This window comes from Pseudomonas sp. NMI542_15 (assembly GCF_021283425.1).
GTDB classification, from domain to species: domain Bacteria; phylum Pseudomonadota; class Gammaproteobacteria; order Pseudomonadales; family Pseudomonadaceae; genus Aquipseudomonas; species Aquipseudomonas fortuita.
In genome coordinates this window covers 134777-157456 of record NZ_JAJSRO010000003.1, presented here as the reverse complement: position 1 = coordinate 157456, position 22680 = coordinate 134777, and the positions used below count along the sequence as shown (strand labels likewise).

Annotated in this window: 15 protein-coding genes; 7 read left to right on the top strand and 8 right to left on the bottom strand. The window is 62.3% G+C overall.

Annotation, left to right across the window (positions count from 1 at the left end; translation table 11 throughout):
• Nucleotides 1-5: 5 nt before the first annotated feature.
• The 3 genes from LU684_RS06690 to LU684_RS06680 all read left to right on the top strand — a co-directional run bounded on the left by LU684_RS06690 (nt 6) and on the right by LU684_RS06680 (nt 3146).
• The gene (locus LU684_RS06690) at nt 6-1424 is read left to right on the top strand and encodes an FAD-dependent oxidoreductase (protein WP_016489618.1); all 1419 of its coding nucleotides are present in this window, start codon (nt 6-8) and stop codon (nt 1422-1424) included.
• A gap of 194 nt (nt 1425-1618) precedes the next feature.
• Nucleotides 1619-2683 carry a uroporphyrinogen decarboxylase gene (gene hemE / locus LU684_RS06685; protein ID WP_016489617.1) on the top strand — a complete coding sequence of 355 codons (1065 nt, stop codon included), beginning with the start codon at nt 1619-1621 and terminating at the stop codon, nt 2681-2683.
• 115 nt (nt 2684-2798) lie between these two features.
• Nucleotides 2799-3146 (top strand): YgiW/YdeI family stress tolerance OB fold protein, encoded by a 348-nt coding sequence (locus tag LU684_RS06680; RefSeq protein WP_232894309.1) that lies wholly within the window; start codon nt 2799-2801, stop codon nt 3144-3146.
• Between the two features lie 81 nt (nt 3147-3227).
• On the opposite strand, the gene LU684_RS06675 is transcribed toward LU684_RS06680, so the two are convergent.
• Nucleotides 3228-4415, bottom strand: a complete 1188-nt coding sequence (locus tag LU684_RS06675; RefSeq protein ID WP_224372599.1) for an MFS transporter — start codon at nt 4413-4415, stop codon at nt 3228-3230.
• Between the two features lie 165 nt (nt 4416-4580).
• Here LU684_RS06675 and LU684_RS06670 point away from each other — a divergent pair, with 165 nt between their 5' ends.
• Complete coding sequence (locus LU684_RS06670) at nt 4581-5480, top strand: LysR family transcriptional regulator (RefSeq protein WP_016489614.1); 900 nt, start codon at nt 4581-4583, stop codon at nt 5478-5480.
• Nucleotides 5481-5556: 76 nt separating this feature from the next.
• Nucleotides 5557-6330 (top strand): ParA family protein, encoded by a 774-nt coding sequence (locus tag LU684_RS06665; protein WP_016489613.1) that lies wholly within the window; start codon nt 5557-5559, stop codon nt 6328-6330.
• Between the two features lie 353 nt (nt 6331-6683).
• On the opposite strand, the gene trxC is transcribed toward LU684_RS06665, so the two are convergent.
• The 4 genes from trxC to LU684_RS06645 form a co-directional block, all read right to left on the bottom strand.
• Nucleotides 6684-7118, bottom strand: a complete 435-nt coding sequence (trxC, locus tag LU684_RS06660; protein WP_016489611.1) for a thioredoxin TrxC — start codon at nt 7116-7118, stop codon at nt 6684-6686.
• A 136-nt stretch (nt 7119-7254) separates the two neighbouring features.
• The gene (gene selO / locus LU684_RS06655; protein WP_232894303.1) at nt 7255-8715 is read right to left on the bottom strand and encodes a protein adenylyltransferase SelO; all 1461 of its coding nucleotides are present in this window, start codon (nt 8713-8715) and stop codon (nt 7255-7257) included.
• A gap of 45 nt (nt 8716-8760) precedes the next feature.
• Nucleotides 8761-12069, bottom strand: a complete 3309-nt coding sequence (gene mscK, locus LU684_RS06650; protein ID WP_016489609.1) for a mechanosensitive channel MscK — start codon at nt 12067-12069, stop codon at nt 8761-8763.
• Between the two features lie 35 nt (nt 12070-12104).
• Complete coding sequence (locus LU684_RS06645; RefSeq protein WP_016489608.1) at nt 12105-13847, bottom strand: potassium/proton antiporter; 1743 nt, start codon at nt 13845-13847, stop codon at nt 12105-12107.
• A gap of 179 nt (nt 13848-14026) precedes the next feature.
• On the opposite strand from LU684_RS06645, the gene LU684_RS06640 reads away from it, so the two are divergent.
• Entirely contained in the window at nt 14027-16177 is a 2151-nt protein-coding gene (locus tag LU684_RS06640; protein ID WP_232894301.1) for a dermonecrotic toxin domain-containing protein, read from the top strand.
• A 45-nt stretch (nt 16178-16222) separates the two neighbouring features.
• Here the strand turns inward: LU684_RS06640 and betA are convergent, their stop codons facing one another.
• From betA to betI, 3 genes are all read right to left on the bottom strand, one after another.
• Nucleotides 16223-17920 carry a choline dehydrogenase gene (gene betA / locus LU684_RS06635; RefSeq protein ID WP_232894300.1) on the bottom strand — a complete coding sequence of 566 codons (1698 nt, stop codon included), beginning with the start codon at nt 17918-17920 and terminating at the stop codon, nt 16223-16225.
• 77 nt (nt 17921-17997) lie between these two features.
• Nucleotides 17998-19470 carry a betaine-aldehyde dehydrogenase gene (gene betB, locus LU684_RS06630; RefSeq protein ID WP_016489605.1) on the bottom strand — a complete coding sequence of 491 codons (1473 nt, stop codon included), beginning with the start codon at nt 19468-19470 and terminating at the stop codon, nt 17998-18000.
• A 39-nt stretch (nt 19471-19509) separates the two neighbouring features.
• Nucleotides 19510-20166 (bottom strand): transcriptional regulator BetI, encoded by a 657-nt coding sequence (betI, locus tag LU684_RS06625; protein ID WP_016489604.1) that lies wholly within the window; start codon nt 20164-20166, stop codon nt 19510-19512.
• A gap of 532 nt (nt 20167-20698) precedes the next feature.
• On the opposite strand from betI, the gene LU684_RS06620 reads away from it, so the two are divergent.
• The gene (locus LU684_RS06620; RefSeq protein ID WP_224372596.1) at nt 20699-22645 is read left to right on the top strand and encodes a BCCT family transporter; all 1947 of its coding nucleotides are present in this window, start codon (nt 20699-20701) and stop codon (nt 22643-22645) included.
• Nucleotides 22646-22680: the final 35 nt, after the last annotated feature.

The following is a 22680-nucleotide window of genomic DNA, read 5'->3' as shown; positions in this document are numbered from 1 at the left end:
GAAAAATGGCTGAACGTCTGAACAACGACTTCCAGTTCATCGAAGTGGGCCGCAAGGACCCTAAGAAAAAGCTGCTGCGCCAGCGCAAGAAGGAGTTCGTGGAAATCTACGAACCGTTCAAGCCGCAGCAGTCAGTAGACCAGGCGCACCGCTGCCTGGGCTGCGGTAACCCGTATTGCGAATGGAAGTGCCCGGTGCACAACTTCATCCCTAACTGGTTGAAGCTGGTGTCCGAAGGCAACATCCTGGCGGCGGCTGAGCTGTCGCACCAGACCAACACCCTGCCGGAAGTGTGCGGCCGTGTGTGCCCGCAAGACCGTTTGTGTGAAGGTGCCTGCACCCTGAACGACGGCTTCGGCGCGGTGACCATCGGTTCGGTGGAGAAGTACATCACCGACACCGCCTTTGCCATGGGCTGGCGCCCGGACATGTCAAAGGTCAAACCAACCGGCAAGCGCGTCGCCATCATCGGTGCCGGCCCTGCTGGCCTGGGGTGCGCCGACGTGCTGGTGCGCGCTGGCGTAACCCCGGTTGTGTTCGACAAGAACCCGGAAATCGGTGGCTTGCTGACCTTCGGCATTCCAGAGTTCAAGCTGGAAAAGACCGTGCTCAGCAACCGCCGCGAAGTGTTCACCGGCATGGGCATCGAGTTTCGCCTGAATACCGAGGTGGGCAAGGACGTGACCATGGAACAGCTGCTCGCCGAGTACGACGCAGTGTTCATGGGCATGGGTACCTACACCTACATGAAGGGCGGCTTCCCGGGCGAAGACCTGCCGGGCGTGCATGACGCACTGGATTTCCTGATCGCCAACGTCAACCGCAACCTGGGCTTCGAGAAGTCCCCGGAAGACTTCGTCGACATGCAAGGCAAGAAGGTGGTGGTACTGGGCGGTGGTGACACCGCGATGGACTGCAACCGCACCTCGATCCGCCAGGGCGCCAAAGCGGTGACCTGCGCCTATCGCCGTGACGAAGCCAACATGCCGGGTTCGCGCAAAGAGGTGAAGAACGCCAAGGAAGAAGGCGTGAAGTTCCTTTACAACCGCCAGCCTATCGCCATTGTCGGCGAGGACAAGGTCGAAGGCGTGAAGGTGGTCGAGACCCGTCTCGGCGAGCCGGATGCCCGTGGCCGCCGCAGCCCTGAGCCGATCCCGGGCTCCGAGGAGATCCTGCCAGCCGATGCCGTGGTGATCGCCTTCGGCTTCCGTCCAAGCCCGGCGCCGTGGTTCGAGCAGCATGGTATCCAGCTGGACAGCCAGGGCCGTGTAGTAGCCCCGGAGAAAGGCAAGTTCAAGCACCAGACCAGCAACCCGAAAGTGTTCGCCGGTGGCGACATGGTGCGTGGTTCGGACCTGGTGGTGACGGCGATCTTCGAAGGGCGTACGGCTGCGGAAGGTATCCTGGACTACCTCGAAGTCTGATTTTCGACCTATTCGCGGGAATGCCCGCTCTCACAGGGTTAAGCGCAGAACCTGTGGGTGCGGGCATGCCCGCGAAGCTTTTGTATACAAAAACGCTTGATCTATAGCATCCAATAGACAAAACGCATGGCCATGGCCGTGCCTTTTGCGCTGGCGTCTGAGAAAATGCCCGCACTATTTTTCCGGATGCCGACATGACTGCCCTGAAGAACGATCGTTTCCTGCGTGCGCTGCTCAAGCAACCCGTAGACGTCACCCCGGTGTGGATGATGCGCCAGGCCGGCCGCTACCTGCCGGAGTACCGCGCCAGCCGCGCCAAGGCCGGCGACTTCATGAGCCTGTGCATGAACCCGCAGTTTGCCTGCGAAGTTACCCTGCAGCCGCTGGACCGCTACCCGCTGGACGCGGCGATCCTGTTCTCGGACATCCTCACCATCCCTGACGCCATGGGCCTGGGCCTGTACTTCGAAACCGGCGAAGGCCCGCGTTTCAAGAAGGTCATCAGCACCCCGGCCGACATCGAAGCGCTGCCGATCCCCGATCCGCAGAAAGACCTGGGCTATGTGATGGACGCGGTCAGCACCATTCGCCGTGAGCTCAATGGCCGTGTGCCCTTGATCGGCTTCTCCGGCAGCCCGTGGACCTTGGCCACCTACATGGTCGAAGGCGGCTCGTCGAAGGACTTCCGCAAGACCAAGGCCATGGCCTACGACAACCCGCAAGCCCTGCACCTGCTGCTGGACAAACTGGCCCAGTCGGTCACCAGCTACCTGAACGGCCAGATCCTGGCCGGTGCCCAGGCTGTGCAGATCTTCGACACGTGGGGCGGTAACCTGTCGGCGGCGGCCTACCAGGAGTTCTCCCTGGCCTACATGCGCAAGATCGTCAGCGGGCTGATCCGCGAGCACGAAGGGCGCAAGGTGCCGGTGATCCTGTTCACCAAGAACGGTGGCTTGTGGCTGGAAAGCATTGCCGAAGCAGGCGCCGACGCACTGGGCCTGGACTGGACCTGCGACATCGGCGATGCCCGCCGCCGTGTGGGTGACAAGGTGGCGCTGCAAGGCAACATGGACCCGACCGTGCTGTACGCCAAGCCTGAGGCCATCCGCCAGGAAGTGGCGCGCATTCTGGCCAGCTATGGTCACGGCACCGGCCACGTGTTCAACCTTGGCCATGGCATTACCCCGGAAGTCGACCCGGAGCATGCGGGCGTGTTCATCAATGCCGTGCACGAGCTTTCGGCGCAGTACCATCAGTGATCTGAGCGCTGAAAGCAAAGCCCGGCCCAGTGCCGGGCTTTTTGTTGCATTAAGTTTGGATTCAGCGAACGTCGCTAATCTGGTCCCATCGAAACCTAAACAGGACCCGATCCTCATGAAAGCACGTTATCTCGCCCTTATCTTTGCCCCGCTGTTCAGCACTGCTGCACTGGCCGCCAGCTATACCGGCCCCGGCGCCCAGTCGGTCACCACCGTGGCAGCTGCCAACGACGCTGCCGATGACACGCCCGTGGTGCTGCAGGGGTATGTGACCAAGAAGATCAACAACGACGACAAGTACGAGTTCAAGGACAACACCGGCACCATCACTGTTGAAATCGACGATGAAGACCTGCCGCCGACGCCGTTCAACGACAAGACCAAGGTGAAGCTGAGCGGTGAGGTGGAAAAGCACCTGATGAGCCGGGAAGTGGATGTGGATATCGTAGAGATCATCAACTGATCTGATGGCCTCTTCGCGGGCACGCCCGCTCCCACAGGGATTGCACTGAACCCTGTGGGAGCGGGCGTGCCCGCGAATGCTTCACACCGATTTGGGCGGTAACTTGCTCAGGTGCAACGCCACCAGCAACGCAACCGCCAGCAAGCTGCCAATGAACAGCCCGATGCCGTTCCAGCCCCACTGGTGCCAGAACACCCCGCCCGCCGTACCGGCCACGCTGGACCCTGCGTAATAGCTGAACAGGTACAGCGACGATGCCTGCCCCTTGGCTTTGAGCGCCCTGCGGCCAATCCAGCTGCTGGCCACCGAGTGTGCGCCAAAAAAGCCGAAAGTGAACACCAGCATGCCCACGATCACCATCGCCAGCGGGCTGGCCAGGGTCATCAGCAAGCCACCGGCCATCACCACGATACTGGCCCAGAACACTTTGCGCCGGCCTAGCTTGTCTGCCAGGGCACCGACTTGCGCCGAGCTGTAGATCCCGGACAGGTACACTACCGACAGCAAACCGACCAGCGCCTGGTTCATGTGGTAGGGCTCGGCCAGCAAGCGGTAGCCGATGTAGTTGAACAGGGTGACGAAAGCCCCCATCAGCAGGAAGGCTTCCAGGAACAGCCAAGGCAGCCCGGCATCTTTGAAGTGCATGACAAAACCGTCCAGCAGGCTGCGCGGGCTCATCATCTGCGGGCGGAAGTTGCGCGATTCGGGCAGCACCTTCCAGAACACCAGTGCGGCGACCAGGGCCAGGCCACCGATGGTCAGCATGGCCGTGTGCCAGCTGACGAAGTCGATCAGCACGCCGGTAATCAGCCGCCCGCTCATGCCGCCAATCGCGTTGCCGCCGATGTACAGGCCCATGGCCAGGCCGATGTGCTGTGGGTGGATCTCTTCGCTCAGGTAGGTCATGGCCACAGCGGCCAAACCGCTCAGAGACAGGCCAACCAGGGCGCGGGTGGCCAGTACCAGTTCCCAGCTTGGCATTACCGCGCTGGCCAGGGTGGAGAGGGCGGCGCAAACCAGGGCAAAGACCATCACCGGCTTGCGCCCGATGCGGTCAGAGATGGGGCCGGTGATCAGCAGGCCGAACGCCAGCATGGCGGTGGAAACCGACAGCACCAGGCTGCTCTGCGCCGCGTTGATGGCAAATTCTTTCGACAATAGCGGCATCATCGGCTGCACGCAGTACAGCAGGGCAAAGGTGGCGAAGCCGCCGCTGAACAGTGCCAGCACGGTCTTCATGAAGGCGGGGGTGCCTTTTTCAATCCACATTTCGTTCAGGGAGGCAGGCTCTGGTTCGGCAGGAAGGGGAGCTACAGCAGTTTTCACGGGCGGGTACCTCTGGCGCAATGAAAAAAGCATATAGCTGGCTAATGATTAGATCCAATATATTGTTCGACCTATTTAAGACGTTTTTCGACTCATTAGGAGCTGGTCATGGAACTGCGTCACCTGCGCTACTTCATTGCTGTGGCTGAAGAGCTGCACTTTGGCCGCGCCGCCCAGCAACTGGGCATTTCCCAGCCGCCCCTGAGCCAGCAGATCCAGGCCCTGGAGCAGGAACTGGGAGCGCGGCTGTTCGAGCGTACCAACCGTCGGGTCGAGCTGAGCGAGGCGGGGCGACTGTTCCTTGAGGAAGCGCGGCAGGTGCTGGCGCAAGTGGAGAAGGCCGCAGATGTGGCGCGGCGGGCGCAGTTGGGTGAATTGGGCGAAATGAAGATTGGCTTTACCTCGTCTGCGCCATTCACCTCGAAGATCCCCAAGGCCATCCATGCCTTTCGCCAGCGCTTCCCGGCTGTGCACCTGAACTTAAAAGAAATGAGCAGCCGTGATATCGCCGAAGCAGTGTTCGACGAGTCCATCGAAGTAGGGCTGATGCGGCCGATGCCTTTGCCGGAAGGCTTGTTGGCCACCGAATTGTTCCGCGAGCCGCTGGTGGCGGTGATCAACGCATCGCATCCGCTGGCTGAAGGCACGGAACAAGGGGTGCACATGGCGGCGCTGGCCCATGAGCCGTTTGTGTTCTTCCCGCGCAGTTATGGCAGCGGCCTGCATGCACAGTTGCTCAGCCTGGCGCGGCAGGCGGGCTTCAGCCCGCACTTTGCCCAGGAGGCTGGGGAGGCAATGACCATCATCGGCCTGGTCTCGGCGGGGTTGGGGGTATCGGTGTTGCCAGCGTCGTTCCAGCGTATGCGCATCGAAGGGGTGGTGTACCGCACGCTGCTGGATGAAGGGGCGATGTCGGCGGTGTGGCTAGTGCAGCGCGAGCGGGGCAATTCGGTAATGGCCAAGGCGTTTGCCGAGCTGTTGACCGGGCAGGTGGTCGGCCAGGGCTAATGTTGGCCAAATGGCGCTGGCCATTGCCGCAGTGCCGCCACATACTCGGGCATTCGTTGAAACACGGAGGTCAATCATGCGTCGCGTGGTGTTCAATCAGAAAGGTGGGGTGGGCAAGTCGAGCATCGCCTGCAACCTGGCGGCGGTCAGTGCCAATGAAGGCTACCGGACCCTTTTGATCGACCTGGATGCCCAGGCGAACTCGACCCAGTACCTCACCGGCCTGACCGGCGAGGATATCCCGATGGGTATTGCCGACTTCTTCAAGCAAAGCCTGTCCAGCGGGCCGTTCAGCAAGAAGAACAAAGTCGATATCTACGAAACCCCGTTCGACAACCTGCACGTGGTCACTGCCACTGCCGAGTTGGCCGACCTGCAGCCCAAGCTTGAGGCCAAGCACAAGATCAACAAGCTGCGAAAGTTGCTCGACGAGCTGGACGAGGACTACGAGCGTATCTACATCGATACCCCGCCAGCGCTGAACTTCTATGCCGTTTCTGCGTTGATCGCCGCAGATCGCGTGCTGATTCCCTTCGACTGTGACAGCTTTTCGCGCCAGGCCCTGTATGGCCTGCTGGCGGAGATCGAAGACCTCAAGGAAGACCACAACGAAGACTTGATGGTCGAAGGCATCGTGGTCAACCAGTTCCAGTCCCGTGCCAGCCTGCCGCAGCAGATGCTCGACGAGCTGCTGGAAGAAGGCCTGCCGGTGCTACCGGTGTACCTGGGCAGCTCGGTGAAGATGCGCGAATCGCACCACGCCAGCCTGCCGCTGATTCACCTGGAGCCCAAGCACAAGCTGACCCAGCAGTTTGTCGAGTTGCATGATCTGCTGGAGGAGAGAGGTTAGACGTCTGGTAGGTATCAAGGCTGCCAGGTGCCTGGCGCAGCATTTTCGGCGCCTGTGACATCGAGCGCCGCCCGCGCGGCGCTTCGCGGGACAAGCCCGCTCCCACATCTGTTTTGGGCCAGTCCCTCCTGTGAGTTCACCGCTGTCCGGCTTGTTTGTTCCATTCGATATCAAAGGTTACGCAGCTACCCTTCACCCATCTTTCGCCATACACCAAGGGTGCGCGCGCCTATGGCACAGGAGTAGTTGGCCAGAAACAAATGTGGGAGCGGGCTTGTCCCGCGAAGCGCCGCGCGGGCGGCGCTCGATCTCACAGGCGCCATCCTGCTAACGGCATGCACCAGAAAACACACCTAAACCCCTTGGCTACGCACCCACTCCAGCAACGACTGGAGTGGAAATGCTCCGGCCTGGCGGCTGACTTCGCGGCCGTTCTTGAACAGCAGCAGGCTGGGGATCGAGCGGATGCCCAGTTGCCCGGCCAGGTTGCGGTTGGCTTCGCTGTCGAGCTTGGCCAGGCGGCAGCGGCCGGCCAGTTGGCGGGCGGCTTGTTCGAAGGTGGGAGCGAAGGATTTGCAGGGGCCGCACCAGTCGGCCCAGATGTCGACCAGCAGCGGCAGGTCGCCTTTGATCTGGCTGGCGTAGCTGGCTTCGGTGAGCTCGAAGGGGGTGCTCAACAGCACCTCCTGTTTGCAGCGGCCGCATTTCGGCGCGTCGCCCAGGCGCTCGGCGGGCAGGCGGTTGAGGCCGTTGCAGTGGGGACAGGGGATTACCAGTGGGTCGGACATATCAATTCCTTGTGTTGTTTGTTCGGGCCCTATCGCCGGCAAGCCAGCTCCCACAGGGGGACCGCTTGCCTCAGGTCTGGCACGTTACCTGTGGGAGCTGGCTTGCCGGTGACAGGGCCGGTAGAGCAATCATCAATCAGGAAGAGCAGCTGATTTCCAGGTGCTTGCCCCATTCCGGCGGTCGCTGGGCGTAGGCCTGCATCCCGGGCTGTTCCTCGAAGGGGCGGGTCAGTACCTGGTGCAATTGCCGTACTTCACTGTAATCCCCTGCCTCAGCCGCTTCGATGGCCTTTTGCGCCAGGTAGTTGCGCAGCACATACAGCGGGTTCACCGCATGCATCCGTTCACGGCGGCCTTCGGCATTGCCGGGTTCGCGTTCACAGCGGGCCAGGTAGTCTGCACCCCAGGCATCGAAGCCGGCCAGGTCGATAAAGTCGTCGCGCACCACCTTCAGCGCCTGTGCCGCAGGCTGTTCACCCAGCTTGCGGAAGAACAGGCTGTAGTCCACGCCACCACGCTGCATGCACTGCAGCAGGCGCTCGACCAGTGCCATATCGTCGTCTTCGGCAGTGGTCAGGCCCAGGCGCCGGCGCATCAGGTCCAGGTAATGCGCCTGGTACAGCGGCAGGAACAGCCCCAGTGCTTCCTTCAGTGGCTCAACCTCGATGACAGTGGTCAGGGCCTGAGCCAGCGCGCTGAGGTTCCAGTGGGCGATGGGCACCTGGTTGGCGTAGCTGTAGCGGCCACGGTCGTCGGAGTGGTTGCAGATGAAGTTGGCGTCGAAGTCGTCGAGGAAGGCGTACGGGCCGAAGTCGAAGGTGATGCCCAGGATCGACATGTTGTCGGTGTTCATCACCCCGTGGCAGAAGCCATAGGCCTGCCAGCGGGCGATCAGTTCGGCGTTGCGCTCGACGATGGTACGGAACATGGCCAGGTACGGTTGTTCGGCGTCACGGCATTCGGGGTAGTGCTGCTCCAGCACATGGTCGATCAGCACACGCTGCTGTTCGGGCTGCTTGGTGTAGTAGAAATACTCGAAATGGCCGAAACGTACATGGCTCTGCGCCAGGCGGGTGAGCATGGCGGCGCTTTCACGGGTTTCGCGCCACACCACGGTGCTGGAGCCGATCACGCACAGCGCCCGGCTGCTGGGGATGCCGAGGGCGTGCAGGGCTTCGGAAGCAAGGAATTCGCGGATCGACGAGCGCAGCACGGCGCGGCCGTCGCCCATGCGTGAATACGGGGTCTGGCCGGCGCCCTTGAGGTGCAGGTCCCAGTGCTCGCCTTTGTCGTTGAGGACTTCGGCCAGCAGCAGGCCGCGGCCATCGCCCAGGCGGGGGTTGTACGAGCCGAACTGGTGCCCGGAATAGACCATCGCCCGTGGGTCGGCTTCTTCCCACAACTTATGGCCGCTGAACAGCTCGGCGAACACTGGCAGGTCGGCTTGCGCGGGGTCGAGCTCGAGCAAGGCCATGGCCGACTCGCTGGCTACCACCAGGCGCGGGTCTGCAATGGGCTCGGGCAGCACCTGGGTGGAGAACGCATCGCCCAGGCGGGCGAAGCGGTTGTCGAAGGTGAGTTGGTCGAGGGCTTTCACGGGCTGCTCCTAAGATTCAGCACAGAATAAAGCATTCGAGCCCACTCAGGCCGGTGCAGTGCCATCCGGTTTAGGTTGCTCCAGCGGAATCAACTGCTGCTTGCCGCCCTTCTGGTCCATCAGGAACACCTCCACCTGGCGTACCGAGATCTTGATGTTGTGGGCCTTGAACTCGCGGTTGATGTAGCGGTTGATCTCGTCCAGCGTCGGGTTGCGGTCGCCCAGGTCGCGCACGTGCATGCGCAACTCATGGTCGAGCGAGCTTTCACCGAAGTTGAGGAAGTACACGATCGGCTCCGGGTCCTTGAGCACGCGCGGGTTTTCGTGTGCGCCCTTGAGCAGCAGGTCGCGTACCAGGTCCAGGTCGGAGCCGTAGTCGATGCCCAGCTTCAGCGTCACTCGGGTGACCGTGTCGGTCAGCGACCAGTTGATCAGCTGGCCGGTGATGAAGGTCTTGTTGGGGACGATGATGTCCTTGCGGTCGAAATCGGTGATGGTGGTGGCGCGGATGCGTATCTTGCTCACCGTGCCCGACAGATTGCCGATGGTGATGGTGTCGCCGATCCGTACCGGGCGCTCGAACAGAATCATGATGCCGGAAATGAAGTTGGCGAAAATTTCCTGCATGCCGAAGCCCAAGCCCACCGACAACGCGGCCACCAGCCATTGCAGCTTGTCCCAGCTCACCCCCAGGGTCGACAGGGTGCTGACGATACCGATGCCGACAATGGTGTACGACAGCAGGGTCGTGGTGGCATAGGCACTGCCTTGGGCCAGGTTCAGGCGTGAAAGCACCAGCACCTCGAGCAGGCCTGGCAAGTTGCCCGCCAGGGCGAAGGTGATGCCGACGATCACCAGCGCACCCAGCAGGTCGCCGAGGCTGATCGGCACCATACTGGCGGCCGTGCCGGTGCCGCTGGTGTATTCGTACAGGACGAAGTTGTTGAGGTAGGCGAACACTGAGATCAGGTCTGCCCACACCCAGTACAGGCCGGCGATGAAGCCGCCGAGCAGGGCCAGGCGGATCAGGCGCAGCGATTGCTGGTTGACCTGCTCGATGTCCAGCGTCGGCTCTTCGGTAATGACTTCGCCATCCAGCCCTTCCTTGGCCGCAGCCCGTTTGCTGAGCGCGCGTTGGTAAGCCAGGCGCCGTGCCGCCACTGACAGGCCGCGCACGAATGCCGCTTCGATCACCAGCCAGAACATTAGCAGGTACAGGGTGTAGATCAGCCGGTCGGTGAGTTTAAGCGCGGTGTAGTAGTAGCCGAAGCACACAGCGACGAACAGGGCGATGGGCAGGGCGGTGAACGCGACGCCCACGGCCTTGCGGAACAGAGAGGTATTGCGGTGCGCGGGGCTGCTGAGCAGCAGGCGGCTGAGCAGCCAGGCCATCAGTGCGTAGCAGGTCAGCACCACGCCGATACCCAGCACGTCGTCGGCCAACGCCGAAGGCTGGTGTTCGGCCACCGCCACCACACCGACCAGTGCCAGCACCACGGTGCCCAGGCGCCGCACCCAGCCACGCAGGAACTCGACCTGCGGTTTGTGCCAGCGGAAGTGGATTTCTGCCACGCCACCGGGGGCGAGGATGCGGTAGGCGGTGTAGAACACCAGCCAGGCCTGGGCCAGCTGCCAGAGTGCGGCGCCCAGGTTGGCGTTTTGCCCGCGGGCGTCGATCTGCAAGGCGTAGCTGCACAGCGCCAGGCCAAGGCTGACCGGCATCGCCAGGAGGATGTTGATAAGGATCGCCTGGGGCGTGTGCCATTGGCTGTCACGGCGGAAGTGGCCGATGTCCTGGTGCACCTTGCCTAGCCGTTGGTACAGGTACTTGCGCCGCCACAACAGCGCGCCGATGACCAGCAACAGTGGCAAGAACAGCAGCGGACGCTGGCTCAGGCCGTCGGCCAGCTCTTTCAGGCCCGAGCCCCACGGCAGGTTGGCGACCTGGTCGGCCAGGCGCTCGGGTACATAGCTCAGCCAGTCCCAGTCCAGCGGCTTGTTGCTGGGGATCCAGAACATCTGCTCGTCCAGGGTGGTGCGCAGGTTCTGTGCGGTGCCCAGCAGCTGCTTCTGGTTGAGCTGCAGGGTGATCGATTCGTTGAGCAGCGCCGACAGTTCGCGGTTCAGCCGCTCCAGCAGGTCACTGCGGGTGATCGCCACCTCCAGCAACGCCTTGCGCAGCTGGGGAGTCACGTCTTCCTGCGGTTGGGCGGCCAGCAGCTTGTCGACGTAGGTGACCGGGTTGCTCATCTGCTCGCGTTGCTGGTTGACCTCGAACTGGTACAGCCGGGTGTCGGCGATCTGGTCGGCCAGGTCGCGGTCGACTTTCAGGTGCGGCAGGGTCTGCTTCTGCTTGTAGAGGATCTTTGACAGCAGCAAGCTGCCCTTGAGCACGTTGATCTGCTCGTCCAGCGCCTGGTCGGCCTGGGTCAGGCTGTCCAGCTGCTGCTTGGTGCGCAGGTTCTGCTGGGTCAGCTCGTTGAGGCGGTCGGTGCTTTTCAGCAGGTAGTCGGAGAGCTTGAGGTTGATCGCGCTTTCGGTCGCCAGCAGGCTGCTGCCACCGGCCTTCTGGGCCTCGATCGACTGTTGGGTAACCGCTTCCTGGGACTGGGCCAGGCGCTTTTCGTTGATCAGGGTCTGCAGGTCCTGGATTTCCTGCTCCAGGCGCGCGGCGCGCTCGATCAGCAAATCATGACGAGCATTGCCGAGATCTTGCAGCAGGGTGTTGCCGGCCAGTTCCTGGCGGCGCAACAGGGTCAGCGCGTTGAGCGAGGCAAGTTCGGCGTTGAGCTGGTTGCGCTGGTCGGCGTTGATCGATTTGCCGCCGTCCTTGCCGGTTTTAAGGATGGTGTTGATCTGCTGGGCGCGGGCCTGGCTGTTGCTGATTTCGGCCTGGGCGCGTTCCGGGCGGGTTTGCGAATTGATGATCAGGCTGTTGGCTTCGGACAGCGCCTTCTGCAGCTCGCCCTGCTGGGTGTTGCGTTCGCTGAGCATTTGCTCGAGCTGCGGCACGGTGAGTGCGGCGTACCGTTGAGCGACGGGCTGCGCCTTGCTTTGCTTGAGCCTGGCGAGCTCCTTCTGGCTGTCACTGGTTTCCTTGGGCGCACTGGTCAACTGCTGCTTGAGCGCGGCGAGCTTCTTTTCGTTGTCTTCCTTGCTGGCAAGCAGGCTCAGCGTTTGCTCGAGCACTTGCTGCAGGGCCTTCTGGTCAGCCTCGGGCAGTTTGCGCTCGGCGATCTTGTCGAGGCTATTCTGGATGCTGGCGGTGGTCGGGGCTTCTGCCGCGGTGGCGGCAAAGGAAAGGGACAGGCACAGCCCGAGCAGGGCTGTGCGAAGGTACGCGCGCAGGGACATAGGCAGACTACTTGTGGATCCGGCAGAAACGAAGTTTAGAGGAACAATCCTGGTCCGGGTCGCGTTCCTTCGGGGAATCTGACGCCTACTTTCTGAATCTTGTTCCCGTCCATGGTCGCCACGGTCCAGATCGTGCCATGCCAATCGACCTGGTCACCTACTACTGGAGCGCCTCCGACCTTCTGTCGGATGAACTGCGCCAACGGCATTTTCGCGTCCAGGCCATCGAGTTTCAGGCCGTAAAGCGCTGCAACGGCTCCCAGTTCGGCATCGCCTTCGAGCACGAAGTCGCCAAAGAAACGCAGGTCTAGGCCACGTTGTGGCGCTTGGCTGAACAACTTGCCCAGGGCAGGCAGGTTGTGCTCATGACCGATCACGCAGAGCATGTCGTCTACTTGCAGCACGGTACTGCCTGAGGGGTGCAGCAGTTGTTCGCCCCGGAACAGCGCGGCAATCCGCGTGCCTTCGGGCATTTTCAGCTCGCGCAGGGCGGCCCCGATGCACCATTTTTCGGCGCCCAGGCGGTAGACGAACATTTCCCACTCGCTGGTGATGTGCACTTCCAAGGCAGAGCGGGAGATTGGCGCCGGGTCTGGCGGTACGGTCACTTTTAGCAGTTTGGCCACCCACGGCAGGCTGGTGCCTTGCACCAGCAGTGATACCAGCACGATGAAGAACGCCAGGTTGAAGAACAGCTGAGCGTCTGGCAGGCCGGCCATCAGCGGGAACACCGCCAGAATGATCGGCACCGCGCCGCGCAGGCCTACCCAGGAGATAAAGCCTTTTTCGCGGCCATGGAAGGCCTTGAACGGCAGCAGTGCCGCGACCACCGACAGCGGCCGCGCCACCAGGATCATCCACAATGCCAGGCCTAGCGCCGGCAAGGCGATGGGCAGCAGGTCGTGAGGTGTGACCAGCAGCCCCAGCACCAGGAACATGCCGATCTGGGCCAGCCATGCCATGCCGTCGAGCATGTGCAGGATGCCATGGCGGCTGCGGATAGGCTTGTTGCCCAGCACCAGGCCGCACAGGTATACGGCGAGGAAGCCGCTACCGTGCAGGGCGTTGGTCAGCGAGAACACCACCAGGCCGCCGGCTACTACCAGGATCGGGTACAGGCCACCGGCCAGGTTGATGCGGTTTACCAGTTGCAGCATCAGCCAGCCGCCACCCAGGCCCAGCAGCCCGCCGATGCCGAATTCGCGCAACAGGTGGCCCAGCAGGCTCCAGTGCAGGCCGGTCTGGCCGCTGGCGATCATGTCGATCAGGGTGACCGTGAGGAACACGGCCATTGGGTCGTTGCTGCCCGACTCGATCTCCAGGGTGGCGGTAACCCGCTCGTTCAGGCCTTTGCCGCCCAGCAGCGAGAACACCGCAGCGGCATCGGTAGAGCCAACGATGGCGCCGATCAGCAGGCCCTGGATCAGGCTCAGGTTGAACAGCCAGGCGGCGACCAGGCCGGTGAGGGCGGTGGTGATCATTACCCCGACCGTGGCCAGCGACAGCGCCGGCCACAGCGCTACGCGAAAGCTTGCCACCCGCGTGCGCAAGCCACCGTCGAGCAGGATCACGGCCAATGCCAGGTTGCCCACCAGGTAGGCGGTCGGGTAGTTGTTGAAGATGATGCCGCCACCATCGACACCGGCGACCATGCCGACGGCGAGGATGATGACCAGAATGGGGATGCCCAGGCGCGAAGACAGCGAGCTGACCAGAATACTTGCACCCACCAGCAATGCGCCGATCAAGAACAGGCTGTTGATGGTGCTTGCATCCAAAGGCAGGTACTCCGAGACAGCGGCGGGAAGGGACGTGGTAGCGCGTTTTTCAGCAAAAGCTAGCAGGTCGCGTGCCAATCGATTCTAACCTGAGGCCGATGCGGGCTGTAAAGCGATACCGCATCGTTACTGCGGCTTGCCTGTGTAGTGGAACGCCTTGTCCCAGGTAGCCAAGATCCATGAACGATCAAGAAACCTTGTCACTCGCCCAGCTGGCCCAACGCATGCTGGGGCATTTCCCTGATTTGCACAGGATGGCGAGTCAAGCGGCCGGCCATGTGCTGCACCAGCAACTAGGGTACTGGGTGGATCCGGACAGGCTCTATTGGCACGAATTCCACGCCGCAGCAACGAGCTCGCGCAGCTACACCGGCTGGTGCCACAGCGGGCCGCCTTGGCGCTCCCTGAGCCTGACCGAGCTGGTGATCCAGCGCTTCAGCCCACAGCAGCAGGACAGTGCAGATGAATTAAGCGTTTACGGTGGCTTCTACCGGGTGGACGCCAGCCACATTGACTATGACGAGCGCAACGAAGTGCGGCTTGACCCACAGCAAGTGCTGAAGGCGTTCTGGCAACTGGATTTTGCGGGGCGCTATACCGAGGCTCTGAGCAGGTTCCGGTCGCAGCATGGCGAAGATTATTGCGTGCTGGCCCGCGCCCGTTTCCTTGCCGCCGTGGGCCAATCGACGCTCAGCGAGCCAGAGCGGCGGGAGCTGATGGTGGCGACGTTTGCGGTACCCGCACTGCCGATCAGTGTGCAAGGTCTGCGACAGCCCCGGCCAGTGAATGCCCAGCGGGGTTGGAGCACGCTTGCCATCGGCGGTATCAGCGCCAGGCTGCTGTTCCAGCATAAGCTGAAGACTGGCAAGTTGTGCCTCTATCTTGCCGATGCGCAGGCTGTTGTGCAGGTATTCGACAATCGCCACGCACTTACAGCATGGCTTGCTGATCAGGCCGCCACGCCTGAGGGGCGGGAGCGCCTGGTCAGGCTGTTCGTCGGGGATGGGGTACTGGCACAGCCGCTACGCCTGCGCATAAGCACATACCTCAAGTGGCTTGCCCAGTCACGGGGCGATATCACGATTGCCGGGCAGGCGATTGCAGGGGACCTGTTCGTCCACCTGCGCGAAGCGGTCATGGATGATCTGACCAGCGATGCCCACGAGCGGCTGACCACCAACGCACAACTGCGCAAGGCCAACTGGTTGGCGGGCTTACAAGCTGCCAGTATGGTCATTGCACCGATGGCGCCGTTTGGCTGGCCAGTCTTATTGACCTCGCTGGGGCTTGGCACCGTGAGCCTGGCGCTGCACCTGGACCGGGCGCTCAATGGCAAACGGGCCTGGCGCACGGCAGCATGGTGGGCAGTACTGACGGATATCCTTTTCATCCTGCTTGATGCAGCAATGATGCGTGCCGGTGACCTGTTCAGCGATAGCCGCGTACCCCCGCGCAATGTTGGCCAGGTGCAAACCGCGGTTGCCAAGGTCGATTGGGAGCTTTACATGGCGCCGGCGGCAGACGAATTGCTGGCTGTGTCGGACGGGGCGCTGGCCCGCCAGGAAGCCCTGATGGGCGCGGTGCCGTGGGCTGACCTGGATGCCTTGGGCGCCCGCGGTGAGTATCTGGATGCATTCAGTGAGCCCTTTCCCGTCTATCGCGATGAGCACGGCTTTGGCTCGCCCGCCATTGCCGAGTACACCAGCTCACCAGAGCGCTACAACAACCTGTGGCGGGGGCTGCCCCTCGAGGGTACTCACGCCGAGAATATCCAGCGCAGTCACGACCTTGCCCGTGCCCTTGGCGAGATAGGCGTAAGCAACCAGGTACGGCTGTACCGTGCTGCGTCGGGCTTGCGGGGTTCCGGTATACCGGCGTTCGGCGATGGCGCCATTGAGGTGGGGGACGTGCTGGTGACCACCGACTTCACGTCTTTCACGGAAAACCGTTATGCGCTCTGGGAGGTTTTCAACGACCCGCAGACCCAGGTCAGTGGCAGAGGGGCGTTTGATGACAACGCGTTGGTGTACGTGCTGGAACCGGGCGAGGACATGCAGGCCACGCCTATCGGGCCTTTCTCAAGGCGACCGGATGAGGCAGAGTCGCTGATGTTGCCAGGGCGCTACCTGCAAGTGGAAAAGATGACGGCCGTTCAGGGCCACGATTATCGCTTCATGGAGGTGGGCCTGAAGGCACTGGCGCAAGCGCCAAGCGGGGTCACAGTGCGGGAGATGCGCACGGGGGTATTGTTCGATCGCCAGGCACTGGCTGAGCGGTTGGGCACAGAGGATGACGCGTTGATGCGCACCTTCTTTGCGCTGCCCACCTGACTGGAAGGCGTAAGAGGGGCCGCAGCGCGGCCCCTGATCAGGGTGTCAGCCCTGCTTCACTTCACGCATCGGCTTGCCTTTCACCGGCGCATCCCCTGCCACATAGTACTTGGCGGTGCTGCGCGGCAGCGGCTTGCGACCACGGATCTTGTCCGAGATCTTCTCGGCGATCATGATCGTGGTGGCGTTGAGGTTGCCGGTGATGATCAGCGGCATGATCGACGCATCGACCACGCGCAGGCCCTTCATGCCATGCACACGGCCTTCGCCGTCAACCACTGCCATGTCGTCGGTGCCCATCTTGCACGAGCACGACGGGTGGAAGGCGGTTTCGGCGTGCTCGCGGATGAACTTGTCCAGCTGTTCGTCTGTTTGCACGTCGGCGCCCGGGCTGATCTCGCGGCCACGGTATGGGTCCAGTGCCGGCTGGGCCATGATTTCGCGGGTCAGGCGGATGCCGTCACGGAACTCCTGCCAGTCCTGCTCGGTGGACATGTAGTTGAACAGGATGCTCGGGTGCTGGCGCGGGTCTTTCGACTTGGCCTGGATGCGGCCACGGGCAGGCGAGCGCATGGAGCCCATGTGCGCCTGGAAGCCGTGTTCCTTCACGCCATTGGAGCCGTTGTAGTTAATGGCCACCGGCAGGAAGTGGTACTGAATGTTCGGCCACTTGAATTCAGGGCGCGTACGGATGAAGCCACCAGCCTCGAACTGGTTGCTGGCGCCGATACCGGTGCCGTTGAACAACCACTCGGCGCCGATGGCCGGCTGGTTCCACCACAGCAGCGATGGGTACAGCGACACCGGCTGGGTGCAGGCGTACTGCAGGTACAGCTCAAGGTGGTCCTGCAGGTTTTCGCCAACGCCCGGCAGGTCGTGCACAACCGGGATGTCGAGGCTTTCCAGCAGTGCGCGCGGGCCCACGCCGGAGCGCTGCAGCAGCTGCGGAGAAGCGATGGCGCCGGAGCTTACGATCACCTCCTTGCGGGCACGGGCTTCAACACGCTCTTCGCTGTCGCCGACCAGGTAGGTCACGCCAACGGCGCGTTTGCCGTCGAACAGTACGCGGTCGCTCAGGGCGTGGGTGACGATGGTCAGGTTCGGGCGCTTCTTGGCTTGGTCCAGATAGCCACGGGCGGTGCTGGAGCGGCGGCCGTTTTTAGTGACCGAACGGTCCATCGGGCCGAAGCCTTCCTGCTGGTAGCCGTTGAGGTCTTCGGTGCGCGGGTAACCGGCTTGTACGCCGGCCTCGACCATGGCGTGGAACAGCGGGTTGTTGCCGGCCTTTGGCGTGGCAACGCTGACCGGGCCTTCACCACCGTGGTAATCGTTCGGGCCGATGTCACGGGTTTCGGCTTTACGGAAGTACGGCAGGCAATCCAGGTAGGTCCAGTCTTCCAGGCCTGGCAGTTCTGCCCAGCCGTCGAAGTCCATGGCGTTGCCGCGGATGTAGCACATGCCGTTGATCAGCGACGAGCCACCCAGGCCCTTGCCACGGCCACACTCCATGCGGCGGCCGTCCATGTGCGGCTCCGGGTCGGTCTCGTAGGCCCAGTTGTAGCGGCGGCCCTGCAGCGGGAAAGCCAGGGCGGCTGGCATCTGGGTGCGGAAGTCGAAGCGGTAGTCAGGGCCACCGGCTTCGAGCAGCAGCACGGTGACGCCGGCGTCTTCGGTCAGGCGGATGGCCAGGGTGTTACCGGCCGAACCGGCACCGACGATGATGTAATCGAATTCTTGGGACATGAAAGTACCCTCGTGTTGGCGGTGATCAGGGAGCGGGAACGCCCGTGCACAGCGGCACGGGCGTGGCTAGACAGGGCTTAGAAAACCGAGTTGTAGCCGCCCAGCTCGACCTGGACCGACTTGATGCGAGTGTATTGAGCCAGCGAGCTGACGCCGTTCTCACGGCCGACGCCCGACTGCTTGTAGCCACCGACCGGCATTTCGGCCGGCGATTCACCCCAGGCGTTGATCCAGCAGATACCGGCTTCCAGCTTGTGGATGATGCGGTGGGCGCGGGTGATGTCGTTGGTGCACACACCGGCGGCCAGGCCGTACTCGGTGTCGTTGGCACGGCGGATCACTTCTTCCTCGGTCTCGTAGGACAGGATGCTCATGACCGGGCCGAAGATTTCTTCCTTGACGATGGTCATGTCGTCGGTGCAGTCGGTGAACACGGTCGGGGCCACGAAGGCGCCCTTGGCGAAGTCACCTTCGGTCAGACGCTCGCCGCCGCACAGTACGCGGGCACCTTCTTCTTTACCCTTGGCGATGTAGCCCAGCACGTTTTCCATGTGAGCGAAGCTGACCAGCGGGCCGAAGTTGGTGTTTTCGTCTTCCGGGTTGCCAACGCGGATGCGCGCAACACGCTCGGCGATCTTGGCTTCGAACGCCGCCTTCATTTCAGCTGGGATGAACACGCGGGTGCCGTTGGTGCACACCTGGCCCGAGCTGTAGAAGTTGGCCATCATGGCGATGTCGGCGGCCTTGTCCAGGTCGGCGTCGGCGCAGATGATCAGTGGCGACTTGCCGCCCAGCTCCATGGTGACTTCCTTCAGCGAGGAGCTTGAGGCGCTGGCCATGACTTTCTTGCCGGTGGTGGTGCCGCCGGTGAAGGAGACTTTTTCGATGCGCGGGTGCTCGGTCAACCAGGTGCCAACTTCGCGGCCGCTGCCGGTCAGCACGTTGAACACGCCATTCGGCAGGCCGGCTTCGGTGTAGATCTCGGCCAGTTTCAGGGTGGTCAGCGAGGTGACTTCCGATGGCTTGAAGATCATCGCGTTGCCGGCGGCCAGGGCCGGGGCGGATTTCCACAAGGCGATCTGGATCGGGTAGTTCCAGGCGCCGATACCTGCGGTCACGCCCAGCGGCTCGCGGCGGGTGTAGACGAAGGACGATTCACGCAGCGGAATCTGCTCGCCTTCGATGGCCGGTACCAGGCCTGCGTAGTATTCCAGCACGTCGGCGCCGGTGACGATGTCGACGTAGCGGGTTTCGGAATACGACTTGCCGGTGTCCAGGGTTTCCAGCTGGGCCAGTTCATCGTTGCGCTCGCGCAGAATTTCGACGGCACGGCGCAGGATGCGCGAACGCTGCATGGCGGTCATCGCAGCCCAGACTTTCTGGCCACGCTCGGCGCTTTCCACGGCCTTCTCGACATCGGCCTCGGTGGCACGTTGTACGTGGGCGAGGACTTCGCCGGTGGCCGGGTTGATGGCTTCGAAGGTGGCATCGCTGCCAGCGTCGACGTAAGCGCCATCAATGTAGAGTTTTTGCGTTCCGAAACGGGCCATAGTGTCCTCGCAAGTGCAGTGTGTGGTTTGGCTTGCGCGTCACGCTCCTGCCGGGTTGGCAAGGGCCGTGCGTGCTGGTTCGGCAGCCTGGTCGTTTGTGCCCAGGGTGTGCTGTTTAGCCAGTTGTAGATCCATGTATTCGTAAGCAATCCGTATCGCCTGGTCGGTGTCGAATGCATCACCCGACAGGGCGCCACGCAGCCACAAACCGTCGATCAGGGCTGCCAGGCCGCGGGCTGCCTTGCGCGCATGGTAGAGCGGCAGGGCGCGGCGGAACTGGCAGCACAGGTTGGAATACAAGCGGTGGTCGTTGATCCGCTGCAACCTGTGCAAATCGGGCTGGTGCATGCTGGAAGCCCAGAAGGCCAACCAGGTTTTCATTGCCGGGCCGTTCACCTGGCTGGCATCGAAGTTGCCTTCGATGATCACTTTCAGATGAGCGCGCGGGCTGTCATCCGCCAGGGCCTGTCGGCGTGCTCTGACACCTTCGTTGAGCATGCTCATGATGTAACCCATCGTCGCTGCGATCAGGCCGTTCTTGTCCCGAAAGTAGTGACTGATGATGCCGTTTGACACACCGGCCAAGCGGGCAATCAGCGCAATGCTGGCGTCCCCCAGACCGACCTGATCGACCGCCTGCAATGTGGCTTCGATCAACTGCTGGCGGCGGATGGGTTGCATACCGACCTTGGGCATCTTGCTATCTCCTCAGGTCTGCGAGCAGGCGACGGGCGGCTGACTCGGCGAAGACCAGTCTATTTTGTTTTGATTGAACGTTCAATCAATAAAGAATAAGCTCTGCGACAATTTGTGCCATTGACAGCTTTCAGGGCGGTCGAGAAGGCACGGATTGACACCCTAGGAAATCGTGTAACCCCCGGAATACAAGGCGTTGACGGGCATGAGCGATGCGAAATACAGATTCTGCCGCACGGCCCCTGGCCCTGCGACAGGCCCTTGGAGCGGGCGAGGTAGTCTGTGACGAATGCGCGCACCCCTGCGGATGCTTGGCATTTTTCAGCAGCCCCAGTCTGTTTTTTTGCAACGTATCGATTCGGGATCACGGTTTCCAAGGTGCTTTTATAACACCTGACGCAGTGGGGATATTCCACCAATTGCTCGGGAAAGACTGATTAGCCTCCACAGCCGTACTGCCCGGAGCATTCGTGCAATGAGTTCTGCCTCACTTACCAAGCCCCCCGCCGAGAGGGTACGGGTCAACCGCGTGGTGTTCTTCACCTCCGCGCTGATGATCCTTGTTCTGACTGCCTTGCTGATCGCTGTACCCGATACCGCTGGCCAGGTGCTGGGCGTGGCCCAGAAATGGCTGACGCGCACCTTTGGCTGGTACTACATGCTGGTGATCTGCGGTTACCTGCTGTTCGTCGTCTACCTGGCCTTCTCCGATTACGGCAAGCTCAAGCTTGGCGGCAAGGACGACCAGCCTGACTTCAGCTACGGCGCCTGGGCCGGCATGCTGTTCTCTTCCGGTATTGGTATTTCGCTGCTGTACTTCGGCGCTTCCGAGCCGCTGGACCATTACTTCAACCCACCGGAAGGCACCCCGGCCAGCCTCGAAGCTGCGCGCCAGGGCCTGCAGCTGACCTTCCTGCACTGGGGCCTGCATGGCTGGGCGATCTACGCCTTGGTCGGCCTGGCTGTGGGTTACTTCGCCTACCGTCACAACCAGCCGCTGGCATTGCGCTCAGCGCTGTACCCGCTGGTGGGCGAGCGTTGGGTCAAGGGCGCTGCCGGCAACGCGGTGGACATCTTCGGCATGTTCGTCACCCTGCTGGGCCTGGTGACCAACCTGGGGATCGGCTCGATGCAGGTGTCCTCGGGCCTTGAATACCTGTTCGGCATGGAGCACAGCCAGACCAACCTGCTGGTGGTGATCCTGGTCATGGCCGGCGTGGCCACCGTGGCGGCGGTATCGGGCGTGGAAAACGGCATTCGCCGCTTGTCCAACCTGAACATCCTGCTGTTCAGCGGCCTGCTGCTGTTCGTGCTGCTGGCGGGCAACACGCTGCATCTGTTCAACGGCTTTGTGCAGAACGTTGGCGACTACCTGAACGGTATCGTGCTGAAAACCTTCGACCTTTACGTGTACGAAGGCGAAGCCGGCAAGTCCGAGCGCTGGTTGGGCCTGTGGACCGTGTTCTACTGGGCCTGGTGGATTTCCTGGGGCCCGTTCGTCGGCATGTTCATTGCCCGTATCTCCAAGGGCCGTACCGTGCGCCAACTGGTCAGCGGCGTGCTGTTGATCCCGCTGGGCTTCACCTTGGCCTGGCTGTCGATCTTCGGCAACACCGCACTGGACCTGGTGATCAACCAAGGGGCGGTGGAGCTGGGCAAGACTGCGCTGGAACAGCCGTCAATGTCGATCTACCAACTGCTGGAATACTTCCCGGCGGCGAAGATTGTGATTGGTGTGGCGGTATTTGTCGGCTTTGTACTGTTCCTCACCCCGGCCGATTCCGGCGCGGTGATGATGGCCAACCTGTCGTGCAAAGGCGGCAAGGTGGATGAAGACGCCCCGCACTGGATGGTGGTGTTCTGGTCGGTTGTCATTACCCTGGTCACCATCGGCCTGCTGTTTGCCGGTAACTTCGAAGCCATGCAAACCATGGTCGTGCTGGCAGGCCTGCCGTTCTCGGTGGTGCTGGTGCTGTTCATGTTCGGCCTGTACAAGGCCATGAAGCAGGACGTGGCGGTCGAGCAGGAGCGCGCCGAACTGGCGGCCCGTGGTCGTCGTGGCTTCAGCGAGCGCCTGACCCAGCTGGAGCTGCAGCCCACCCAGGCTGTGGTGCAGCGCTTCATGGACAAGCAGGTCAGCCCGGCGCTGAAAGAAGCGGCCGCGCAGTTGCAGACTCTGGGCTTTGAGGTGGAAACCCGCGTTGGCCAGTCGCGCAACATGATGGGCCTGCGGGTGATGATGGACGAGGGTAACCCGTTCGTTTACGAAGTGAGCCTGGACGGCTACATGGCCGCGCCGAGCGAGGCGCCGGTGGAGGGTGAACCGGAAGTGCGTCAGCGCTACTATCGCGCCGAGGTGTACCTGCACGATGGCAGCCAGGAGTATGACCTGATGGGCTTTGCGCCCGAGCAGATCGTGCGTGATGTGCTGGATCAGTTCGAAAGCCACCGCCAGCTGCTGGGGCGTGTGTACAGCTGATTGCTGTTGATGCAAACAAAACCCCGCTCACTGAG

Excerpts from the sequence above, each read along its gene's own strand:
- LU684_RS06690 (WP_016489618.1), top strand. The coding sequence starts at position 6 with ATGGCTGAACGTCTGAACAACGACTTCCAGTTCATCGAAGTGGGCCGC.
- hemE (WP_016489617.1), top strand. The coding sequence starts at position 1,619 with ATGACTGCCCTGAAGAACGATCGTTTCCTGCGTGCGCTGCTCAAGCAA.
- LU684_RS06680 (WP_232894309.1), top strand. The coding sequence starts at position 2,799 with ATGAAAGCACGTTATCTCGCCCTTATCTTTGCCCCGCTGTTCAGCACT.
- LU684_RS06675 (WP_224372599.1), bottom strand. The coding sequence starts at position 4,415 with ATGTGGATTGAAAAAGGCACCCCCGCCTTCATGAAGACCGTGCTGGCA.
- LU684_RS06670 (WP_016489614.1), top strand. The coding sequence starts at position 4,581 with ATGGAACTGCGTCACCTGCGCTACTTCATTGCTGTGGCTGAAGAGCTG.
- LU684_RS06665 (WP_016489613.1), top strand. The coding sequence starts at position 5,557 with ATGCGTCGCGTGGTGTTCAATCAGAAAGGTGGGGTGGGCAAGTCGAGC.
- trxC (WP_016489611.1), bottom strand. The coding sequence starts at position 7,118 with ATGTCCGACCCACTGGTAATCCCCTGTCCCCACTGCAACGGCCTCAAC.
- mscK (WP_016489609.1), bottom strand. The coding sequence starts at position 12,069 with ATGTCCCTGCGCGCGTACCTTCGCACAGCCCTGCTCGGGCTGTGCCTG.
- LU684_RS06640 (WP_232894301.1), top strand. The coding sequence starts at position 14,027 with ATGAACGATCAAGAAACCTTGTCACTCGCCCAGCTGGCCCAACGCATG.
- betA (WP_232894300.1), bottom strand. The coding sequence starts at position 17,920 with ATGTCCCAAGAATTCGATTACATCATCGTCGGTGCCGGTTCGGCCGGT.
- betB (WP_016489605.1), bottom strand. The coding sequence starts at position 19,470 with ATGGCCCGTTTCGGAACGCAAAAACTCTACATTGATGGCGCTTACGTC.
- betI (WP_016489604.1), bottom strand. The coding sequence starts at position 20,166 with ATGCCCAAGGTCGGTATGCAACCCATCCGCCGCCAGCAGTTGATCGAA.